Origin of the sequence: uncultured Campylobacter sp. (assembly GCF_938031315.1) — a bacterium.
Classification (GTDB): domain Bacteria; phylum Campylobacterota; class Campylobacteria; order Campylobacterales; family Campylobacteraceae; genus Campylobacter_B.
The window spans coordinates 1-8,778 of sequence record NZ_CALHHT010000399.1; the positions used below are offsets into that span (position 1 = coordinate 1).

Consider the following 8,778-nt stretch of genomic DNA (forward strand, 5'->3'; position numbering starts at 1 on the left):
ACTAAAATTCCAAAATTTGCAGATCGCGGAATTCTACTCGCCGTGTGCGAAGCGGAATTTCAAAATTTCAAAATTCCGCGCCTTAGAATTCTAAGATCTAAAGCATATTATAAATTCCGTCTAGCAGGAAGTATTTTTTATCCGCAGTGCCGCGGTAAAACGGCTCGAAAGTGTCCTCATAAGCCTTTTTGAAAAAGCCCTCTTTGCTTAGCTTGATTAGATCGGCATTGATGAAATCAAGCAAGCTTTGATTGCCTTTTTGCACGCCGACGCCTAAGAATTCCGCCGCGCCTAGGTTTTTAAACGGCACTTCGAGCGTATCGTCCACGACGGCATAGGCTAGGACGATGATGTTGTCATTGGCGTAACCGTCGGCTCTGCCGTCCTTCATCATCGCGTAGCACTCGGAGGTATTTTTGCAGTAAACTAAATTGCTAAATTTCTCTTTTCGCAGATAGCGCTCGGTCATCGAGCCGTTTGGGTTCTTTTCAATTGAAATCCTCATATCGCGAACCTGTGCGAAGTCCTTCACTTGATCCTCTTTACGCGTTACAATGCCAAAATTTACCGATAAATACGGCAGTGAGAAATCCACCTGCTTCTTACGCTCTTGCGTAATCATAAAGGTGCCGATAACCATATCGACCTTATTATTTTTCAAAAACGGGATTCTATCGCCTGCGGTTACGGCTACGAACTGCACTTCGCCCTTTTTATCGCCGAAAATGTCTTTGGCGATCGAGCTAGCAAGCTCGATTTCAAAACCCTCAAACTTGCCGTTATTAGACTCGCTTAGTGGCGGACGACCTTCGCGCACGCCTACTCTGATAACCCCTGCCTGCCTGATTTCATCTAGTGTATTTGCAAAAATGCTAGTGCAAAATAAGGCTAAAATAAAAAGTAATCTCATAAAAAGCCCCCTACTTTTTAGTTTTGAAATAATTATAGCACTATATATTTTAGAGAAAATAAATGCAAGCGGTTTAAAATTCAATCACCGCGCGTATGCAGGTTTGAAATTTAGGGGCGAAGTGGGGATTTAAAATTTAATGAATTTGAAAAATTTTAAATCCCAAGATTTATTCGTTATGTAAGATGCCTGCGATAAATTTTATATTTTAATTTCTAGCTCGCTTTTATAATAAGTCATAAATTCCGTCTAAAAGGAAGTATTTTTTATCCGCCGTACCGCGGTAAAAAGGCTCGAAAGTGTCCTGATAAGCCTTTTTAAAAAAGCCCTCTTTGCTTAGCTTGACAAGCTCTGCGTTGATGAAATCAAGTAGCTCCTTATTTCCCTTTTGTACTCCGATACCTATAAAATCGGGCTTGCCGAAGTTTTGAAACGGCACTTCGAGCGTATCGTCTACGACGGCGTAGGCTAGCACCGTGATATTTAAATTGATGTATCCGTCAGCTTTGCCGTCTCGGATCATCGCGTAGCATTCGCTTGTGCTTTTGCAGTAGCTTACGTTGCTAAATTTCTCTTTTTTGAGGTAATTATCTACGGTCGTGCCCTCTTCGGTTATGAGCCTCATATCGCGCAAACGCGATATATCTTTGATGGCGTCTGCTTTGCGAGTTAGTACGCCGAGATTGGTCGAAAAATACGGCATCGAGAAGTCCACGTGATTTTTACGCGCCGAATCGATGACGAAGGTAGCTGCGACCATATCGACTTTATTATTGACTAGATACGAGACGCGATCGGCGGCGCTTAGAGAGACAAACTGCACTTCGCCTTGTTTAGCGCCGAAAATCGCCTTTGCGATCGCATTGGCAAGCTCGATCTCAAAGCCTTCAAATTTACCGCCGATTTCTTCGCTAAAAGGCGGCCTGCCATCTCTGACGCCGATTCTAACGACACCCTGATGTCTAATCTCTTCAAGCGTATTTGCAAAAAGTGACGCGCACAATAAAATCAAAGTAAAAAGCAATCTCATAATCTCTCCTTTCGGCGCGAATTTTTACACCGCTCTCATTTTACCACAATATAAAGCAAAGGTGGCTTTTTTGCCGAAATTTAGCGCCTTTTTTGGGCTAAGTGATAAAAATTTTTATTCCGCTTTTGCAAATTTAGGCTTCGGTTTTGATATAATCGAACGAAATTTATAAAAAGGGCGATATGAAAAATTTTATCTTTTTGTGGCTTTTGCTTGCAATCTGCGCTTTCGGCGCCGCTAAGGATGGCCCGAGAGTTTCTGCTTCACAGCAAGCAGAGTCAAATTTATCGCAGCCAAATTTTGAAATTTTTTACGATGAAAATGCTAGCGATGCGCAGATAGATGCGGGCTTGGACGCACTTTTAGCCTTCGCGGCGCAAAACAGGGGCAGGATCGACGAGGATTTCGGGGAGTTTGGCGAGCGGATTTTTACGCCATTTATTGCAAATATGAAACTAATGCGAAGTGGAAAGCTTGATTTTACACGAATTACTCGAATACTTGCGTTTAAGCCTGATTTGAACTACAATGAAGGATATATTGGCTCGCCGTTGCAAACTGCGATTTCTTACGGCTGTCCGCTTGATTTTGGTGCGGGTATTGATGCGCCAAGCAGCGCTGATTTGGGTGCAGACGAAAAGAATTTGATAACTCCAAGCGAAAAGTTAGGACGTCGCACAATTTTAAAAAATGCGGATGTGCTGCGATTAGTGCGATTTTTGGTAGAGCACGGCGCAAATATACATGCAAGCGGATCGTTACATCTAGCCACATCGTGCGGAGATTTTGAGACGTTTTCATTGCTTCTTGAGCTGGGCGCTACAGATATTAGCGGCGTGGTAAGCTCGGTTGCAGGCGGAGAGCTGCTATTTTTACGAGATGCAGGTTTTATCGTTTCGGCATATAAAAATCCGCCTGATCCACGCGCTCGTGAGTTCATAAAGAGCGCGAGATTTAAAAAATTCCGCGACGGGAGATTACGCTATGTGGAGGAAATTTTAAAATTCCAAAGCTTGCGCGAGCTACCGCAAAATGAGTTAACGGGCTTGATTAAGCTAGCCGCAGTACTGGATGATACAGACACGGTGGAGTTTTTGCTCGTTCACGACCTTTGTAAGCAGAAAGAGCTTTGCGAGTTTCTAAAAGCGCAGGCAAAAACTTACGACGCCGCAAAAATTTCTAAAATTTTAAGCCGTCAAAAGGGCTAAATTTTAAAATTTATACGGCTATGGCATGGCAAAGCAGATAAAATCGCTATTATAATTGTGCTAGTCGCAGCCGCCCTACTTTGTTATTTAGAGCGAGCGAAAAAGTAAAATTTGTTCCGCCTAACCTACCCTCCTCCGCTTATAAAACAGCTCGCTATTAAGTTCATTCGAGATAAATTTTAATGTATTTGCCAGACAGCGCGGCTGCGAAGGTAAATTTTAAAATTTAATCAATATAAAGGATAAATTTAAGTGCCATTGTTATATAATTTATCTTATTTTTAAAAAGGAGTTTGAGATGACTTTTATAGAGTCTGTTCGCACTTGTCTCAAAGAGAATTATTGCAACTTTGAGGGGCGTGCACCACGTTCAGAGTACTGGTGGTTTGCATTATTTGCGGCACTTTTAGGAATTATAACGTTAGTATTGGATGGCTTTTTAGGCACCTATGCCGTTACGAGTTCCGGTAGAATGATCGGTTTCATTAACTCAATCTTTTTATTGGCAATACTTTTACCTTCTATTGCCGTAGCGGTAAGGCGTCTGCACGATACCGATAGAAGTGGCTGGTTTTATCTGTTAATTTTTGTCCCGATAATAGGCCCGGTAGTATTGATCGTGTTTTTTATCCAGCAAGGCACTAATGGACGCAACCGCTTTGGAGACGATCCGTTGCGACCTGCAAGCAGAGGCTCGATTTTTTAAACGCAGCTTTGTAGCACACATAAGCTTTGCAAATAAGCTAAATTTAGGGCTAATCCCATTTTGGTTTTAGCCCTTTGTCTTATGAGGCGGTTTCGCTTAAAATAATCCTTTTCGTCTAAATTTAGATCCCCTGCGCAGATTCAGACTATAAAATTTTAATCCTATTGCCCTTTAATTTCACGATCTTTTTGTCGTTTACGAGTCTCGTAATAGCCGAGGAGACGTTTTGGCGAGGCGCTCCGAGCAGGCTTGCCAGCGTCATTATATTAAAGGGAAGCTCCACGATCTTATCGGCATTTGCGATGCGGTTTAGAAAATTTAAAATCCGCGTCTGGATTTTCGCAAAGACGATCTCTTTTATCAAAATCCGCTGCGAGTGGAGGTTTTTGATAAGCGCGTTTATGATCGAGCTTGCAAACTCATCTCCGAGTAGCTCGAAAAGCTCCGAGATATTGATCTGTAGCGTCTCGCAGTCGCTTAAAATTTCAAGGCTCGTGTTTTTATCCAAGCAGACGTAGGCGCCGCTTCTTACGAAGCTAAAGATAAATTCCTTGCCGTTTTCGTAGCAGTTTAGCTTCGCTTTACCCTGCAGCAGAATGATAAATTTAAACTTTTGCGCGTAGATCACGTCGCCGCGAGCGTAGCTTTCGCGCCTAAATTTAGCAATACGCTCCTTGCTTAAAAAGTCGAATTTCTCGCTGTAATCGTTATTTAGTCTATCTATCATAGCAGCTCTTTGCATAAAATTTCACGTAAATTTTACATAAAAAGGATAAATTCGTCGCAATCGCGACAAATTTAAATTTATCTTTGATTTATAATTCGCGTTAAAGACAACCTAGAAAGGATACTTTATGAGGAAAATTTTTATCTCATTTATCTGTGCGTGTTCGCTTTTTGGCGGCGAGGTGATCTCTAAAACCGCTACGATCTCGCAGGAGGGAAAAGCAATCGGCGAGGCTGAAATTTTAACACCGATCGAGGTGATATCCAGCGAAGGTGGCGTTGCCAAGATTAAGATCAAAGGCGTCGTGAGCGAAAACTATCAGCTTCAGATCCAAAAAAATATGAAAGAGGCTGAAATTTACGCGATTTTTACGAATGAAGCCGAAGCGAATTTTAAAAAGGGCAAAAAGCTCGAGGACGATTACGGCGAGATCTGGTACGAAGCCGAGGGGATTTACGAGATCAGTTCGGATGCCGTAGCTAAGGACGCTAAGGCGCTTTATGCGGAGGCAAAGACGAACTACGAGCAGATCTGCTCAGCGTGTCACCGCCTGCATGAGCCAAAGAGCTTCACGGCAAATCAATGGCCTGCGAATCTGCAAGAGATGATCAACGCAAACTACGTAGCGCTTGAGGGCGACGAGCTAAATTTGATCATAAAATATCTACAACACAATGCAAAAAAACCTGAATGATAAAGGAGATTAGATGAAAAGGCGAGACTTTTTAAAGGCGGGAATTCTAGGCGCAAGCGCAGCAAGTGCTAGCAGGATTGAGGGAGTAACGCAGACGATTTTTGATAACAAAAAGGTATTCGGCGCGAACAGATTCGGTCCCTTTTGGCTAAATTTAAACTCGTCGCAGATCGTTTCGGTAAGCGATTTCGAAGGCGATAAATTTCCAAACACGATGAATTACAGCCTGCCCGATAATATCCAAAACGAAAACCGCGTGCTCTATCCGATGGTGCGCAAAAGCTATCTGAAGGCTAAAGGCGCGGCAAAGAGCGAACTGCGCGGCAAAGAGGAGTTCGTGCGGGTTAGTTGGGACACGGCCCTTGATCTAGCGGCGAAGGCTTTGAAAGAAAATTTCGACAAATACGGCGCCGAGGCGATCTACGGCGAGTGCTACTGGTGGGGCGGCAGCGGTAAGATCGGCTGGGGACGCACCGTAGCGCACCGAATGCTTAAAATTTTAGGCGGCTACGTAGAGGAAAGCGGCGACTACTCGACCGGCGCGGGGCTCGTCATCATGCCTCACGTGCTGGGCTCAAGCGCCGTTTACGACGCGCCTACTACGTGGAAAGCGATCGTCAAAAACGCCAAAAACGTCGTATTTTGGGCGACCGATCCTGCGGTAACCAATCAAATTTCATCCATTCCGCCTACGCACGACGGCTACATCGGCATGCAAGAGCTTAAAAAATCGGGCATCAAAACCTACAGCGTAAACGTGATGAGAAACGACACCGCGCGTTACTTCGGCAGCGAAGATATCATCGTGCGCCCGAACACCGACACCGCGCTCATCATCGGCATGTGCCACTATCTGTTTACGAACAACCTCTACGACGAGGAATTTATCAAAAAATACACCGTCGGATTTAATAAATTTAAAGCGTATTTTCTAGGCGAGAGCGATAAAATCGTAAAGGACGCAGCTTGGGCGAGCAAAATTTGCGGGCTTAGCGAGGATGCTATTGCGAAATTTGCTACGGCGCTTGCAAAGGAGCCGACCACGATCCTAATCGGTCGCGGTTTGCAGCGCGCAGATCACGGCGAGCAGCCTTTCTGGGCGCTAGTGGCGCTTAATGCGATGCTGGGATATATCGGCAAGGAGGGGCTCGGCTTTGAATTTAGCCTAGGCTACGGCTCTGCGGGCGCTACGAATAAGGTGGCTCCGATTTTAAAGGGGCTTAACACTCGTATAGATGAGAAATACGAAAACACGGGCTCTGCGCCTTGGAAAAACGCGAAAAACATCACCATCCCGTCCTCTCGCAGCATCGAGGCGCTGGAGCATCCGGGCAAGCAGATCGATTATGACGGCACCAAGATCAAGCTGCCGCATATGAGAGTCGCTTATATGGCGTGCGGATCGATGTTTACGCGCCATCAAGACGTGAATAATATTGTGAGGCAGTGGCGTAAATTTGATACCGTTATCACCGCCGAGCCTTACTGGACGAGCACGGCGAAGCTTAGCGACATCGTGCTTCCCGTCGCGATCGAGGTCGAGCGCAACGACATCAACCAAACGGGCGCTACGGGCGAATATATAGTCGCTTACAGGCCTGCAATCGAGCCGATGGGCGAGAGCAAGAGCGACTTTTGGATCTGCGAGCAGATCTGCAAGCGCTGGGGATACGGCGAGGTCTTTAGCGAGGGCAAGGACGAGCTAGGCTGGATGAAGGAATTCTACGCCGATGCCGTAGAGCAAGCCAAAGGCCTAAATATAACGATGCCTAGCTTTGAGGAATTTTACGACAAAGGCTTCGTGCGCTTTGAAAAGGACGACGAGAGCAGCGCGCTATATACGCGCCTTGCGGCATTCCGCGAAAATCCCGCCAAAAACCGCCTCGGCACGCCGTCTGGCAAGATCGAGCTTTACTCGCCGGTAATCGCTAAGATGGGCTATGCCGACTGCCCGCCGATGCCTACTTGGATCGAGCCAAAAGAGTGGCTAGGCGATGCGAAAAAGACGGCGAAGTACCCGATCCACATCGTAAGTCCGCACTCTCGCTACCGCCTGCACAGCCAGCTAAACAACTCGATCATCAGAAATTTTGCCGAGGTTAGCGGCAGAGAGCCGGTGCTGATAAATCCAAAAGACGCCGAAGCTCGCAGGCTTGCGAACGGCGACATCGTGCGCGTTTTCAACGACCGCGGCGAAATTTTGGCAGGCGTGCTCGTTACCGACATCGTGCCCGAGCGCGTCGCAGCGATCTGCGAGGGCGCGTGGTACGATCCAGAGGTTTGGGGCGAAAAGAGCCTCTGCCAGCATGGCTGCGTAAACGTGCTTACGTTTGATAAGGGCACGTCAAGTCTCGCGCAGAGCAACTCGGCTCACACCGTGCTAGCGCAGATTGAGAAATTTAAGGGAGAGATTAGGCCGATACAGGCGTTTAGTAAACCTAAAATCTTACAATCTTTGTAGCGCGTTGTCTTTTGAGCGCTTTTTGCGGAGCTAGTAAAATTTCGGCTCGATGAACTATGTGTTCTATCTACGCCGAAATTTTACGTCGCAACCACAAAAATCATCTCAAAACAAGCGTAGCGTTTTTGCAAAGCAAAATGTTTCTATAAAATACTTCGCCTTGGCTCCTGTATTAAAATTTATAATACACCGACATTCTGTAAAATTTTAACTCGCCGCAGTCGCAGACGAATAGTCCGCTCCTTTGCAAGCACTAAAAATTTATCGAAACTACACATCATCTGTATTGAATATTTTCAAAATTTATGCCTTTCCGCCTCATTTTACCGCAAATTCTATCCAAAGCACACGATTGCGCTCCTTCATTCGGCTCATTTCCGCCTCGCCTAAAAAAAATACCACGCCTTAATTTTTAAATCTGACATATCAAAAATTTTGACCTACCCGGTCGCGGACAAGCAGTCCGCTCCACTCTCAGCCGTCAACCACCGACGGCCGCAAGCAGAACGAAGCAGTAGCGCTTATAAACTACCTGCGATCCACATTAAATGTTTTAAAATTCTAGCCTCTTTTTAAAATTTTACGACCTCGCTTTAAAATTTCGCACTCAAGCTTAAAGCAAAATTTCAAATTAAAGCCGCGTAAACAGATCCAAACAAACAACGACCAAAATCCGCAAACCAGCAACTAAATTTCACAAATATAGCGGCTAAATCAAAACCTATGTAAGCCGAATCCGCCACTAAAATTTAGCGAGAGAATTTCATCGTACGGCTATCTTTTGCGCAGCAGATCCTTCAGGCTTACTCTTACGTCCTTGCCACGCAGAATTTGCGCGACCTCAGTAGCGATCGGAGCGTAGATCTTGTGCTTTGTCGCGATATTTACGACTGCTTCGGTTGTAGCCACGCCCTCGGCGACCTCGCCCAACTCGCACAGAATTTCTTCGAGCCCTTTGCCGCGCGCAAGCCCTAATCCCACGCGGTAGTTTCGCGATAGCGCGCTCGAGGCGGTCAAAAACAGATCGCCCACGCCGCTTAAG

At 45.7% G+C, this 8,778-nt stretch carries 8 protein-coding genes; 4 read left to right on the forward strand and 4 right to left on the reverse strand.

The annotated features are described in order from the left end of the window. Positions 1-97: 97 nt before the first annotated feature. Complete coding sequence (locus tag Q0236_RS10010; protein ID WP_297881487.1) at positions 98-910, reverse strand: transporter substrate-binding domain-containing protein; 813 nt, start codon at positions 908-910, stop codon at positions 98-100. A gap of 226 nt (positions 911-1,136) precedes the next feature. Further along, the gene (locus Q0236_RS10015; protein WP_297917353.1) at positions 1,137-1,940 is read right to left on the reverse strand and encodes a transporter substrate-binding domain-containing protein; all 804 of its coding nucleotides are present in this window, start codon (positions 1,938-1,940) and stop codon (positions 1,137-1,139) included. Positions 1,941-2,122: 182 nt separating this feature from the next. On the opposite strand from Q0236_RS10015, the gene Q0236_RS10020 reads away from it, so the two are divergent. Further along, positions 2,123-3,148 (forward strand): hypothetical protein, encoded by a 1,026-nt coding sequence (locus tag Q0236_RS10020; protein WP_297917355.1) that lies wholly within the window; start codon positions 2,123-2,125, stop codon positions 3,146-3,148. 298 nt (positions 3,149-3,446) lie between these two features. Then, positions 3,447-3,854 (forward strand): DUF805 domain-containing protein, encoded by a 408-nt coding sequence (locus tag Q0236_RS10025; protein ID WP_297917357.1) that lies wholly within the window; start codon positions 3,447-3,449, stop codon positions 3,852-3,854. Between the two features lie 145 nt (positions 3,855-3,999). Here Q0236_RS10025 and Q0236_RS10030 read toward each other — a convergent pair whose 3' ends face one another. Continuing rightward, entirely contained in the window at positions 4,000-4,581 is a 582-nt protein-coding gene (locus Q0236_RS10030) for a Crp/Fnr family transcriptional regulator (RefSeq protein WP_297917360.1), read from the reverse strand. A 127-nt stretch (positions 4,582-4,708) separates the two neighbouring features. Between Q0236_RS10030 and Q0236_RS10035 the strand changes: the two genes are divergently transcribed. Together Q0236_RS10035 and Q0236_RS10040 are read left to right on the forward strand one after the other, a co-directional pair. Next, positions 4,709-5,275: a hypothetical protein gene (locus Q0236_RS10035; protein WP_297917362.1), complete on the forward strand. Its 567-nt coding sequence runs from the start codon at positions 4,709-4,711 to the stop codon at positions 5,273-5,275. A gap of 13 nt (positions 5,276-5,288) precedes the next feature. Continuing rightward, positions 5,289-7,736 (forward strand): molybdopterin-dependent oxidoreductase, encoded by a 2,448-nt coding sequence (locus Q0236_RS10040; protein ID WP_297917364.1) that lies wholly within the window; start codon positions 5,289-5,291, stop codon positions 7,734-7,736. Between the two features lie 774 nt (positions 7,737-8,510). Here Q0236_RS10040 and Q0236_RS10045 read toward each other — a convergent pair. Continuing rightward, positions 8,511-8,778: NAD(P)H-dependent glycerol-3-phosphate dehydrogenase (locus tag Q0236_RS10045; RefSeq protein WP_367274747.1), on the reverse strand; the 268-nt coding region annotated here is incomplete at its 5' end.

What these genes read in the sequence shown, in the direction of transcription:
- Q0236_RS10040 (WP_297917364.1), top strand. Translation starts at nt 5,289, where the DNA reads ATGAAAAGGCGAGACTTTTTAAAGGCGGGAATTCTAGGCGCAAGCGCA.
- Q0236_RS10030 (WP_297917360.1), bottom strand. Translation starts at nt 4,581, where the DNA reads ATGATAGATAGACTAAATAACGATTACAGCGAGAAATTCGACTTTTTA.
- Q0236_RS10010 (WP_297881487.1), bottom strand. Translation starts at nt 910, where the DNA reads ATGAGATTACTTTTTATTTTAGCCTTATTTTGCACTAGCATTTTTGCA.
- Q0236_RS10020 (WP_297917355.1), top strand. Translation starts at nt 2,123, where the DNA reads ATGAAAAATTTTATCTTTTTGTGGCTTTTGCTTGCAATCTGCGCTTTC.
- Q0236_RS10035 (WP_297917362.1), top strand. Translation starts at nt 4,709, where the DNA reads ATGAGGAAAATTTTTATCTCATTTATCTGTGCGTGTTCGCTTTTTGGC.
- Q0236_RS10025 (WP_297917357.1), top strand. Translation starts at nt 3,447, where the DNA reads ATGACTTTTATAGAGTCTGTTCGCACTTGTCTCAAAGAGAATTATTGC.
- Q0236_RS10015 (WP_297917353.1), bottom strand. Translation starts at nt 1,940, where the DNA reads ATGAGATTGCTTTTTACTTTGATTTTATTGTGCGCGTCACTTTTTGCA.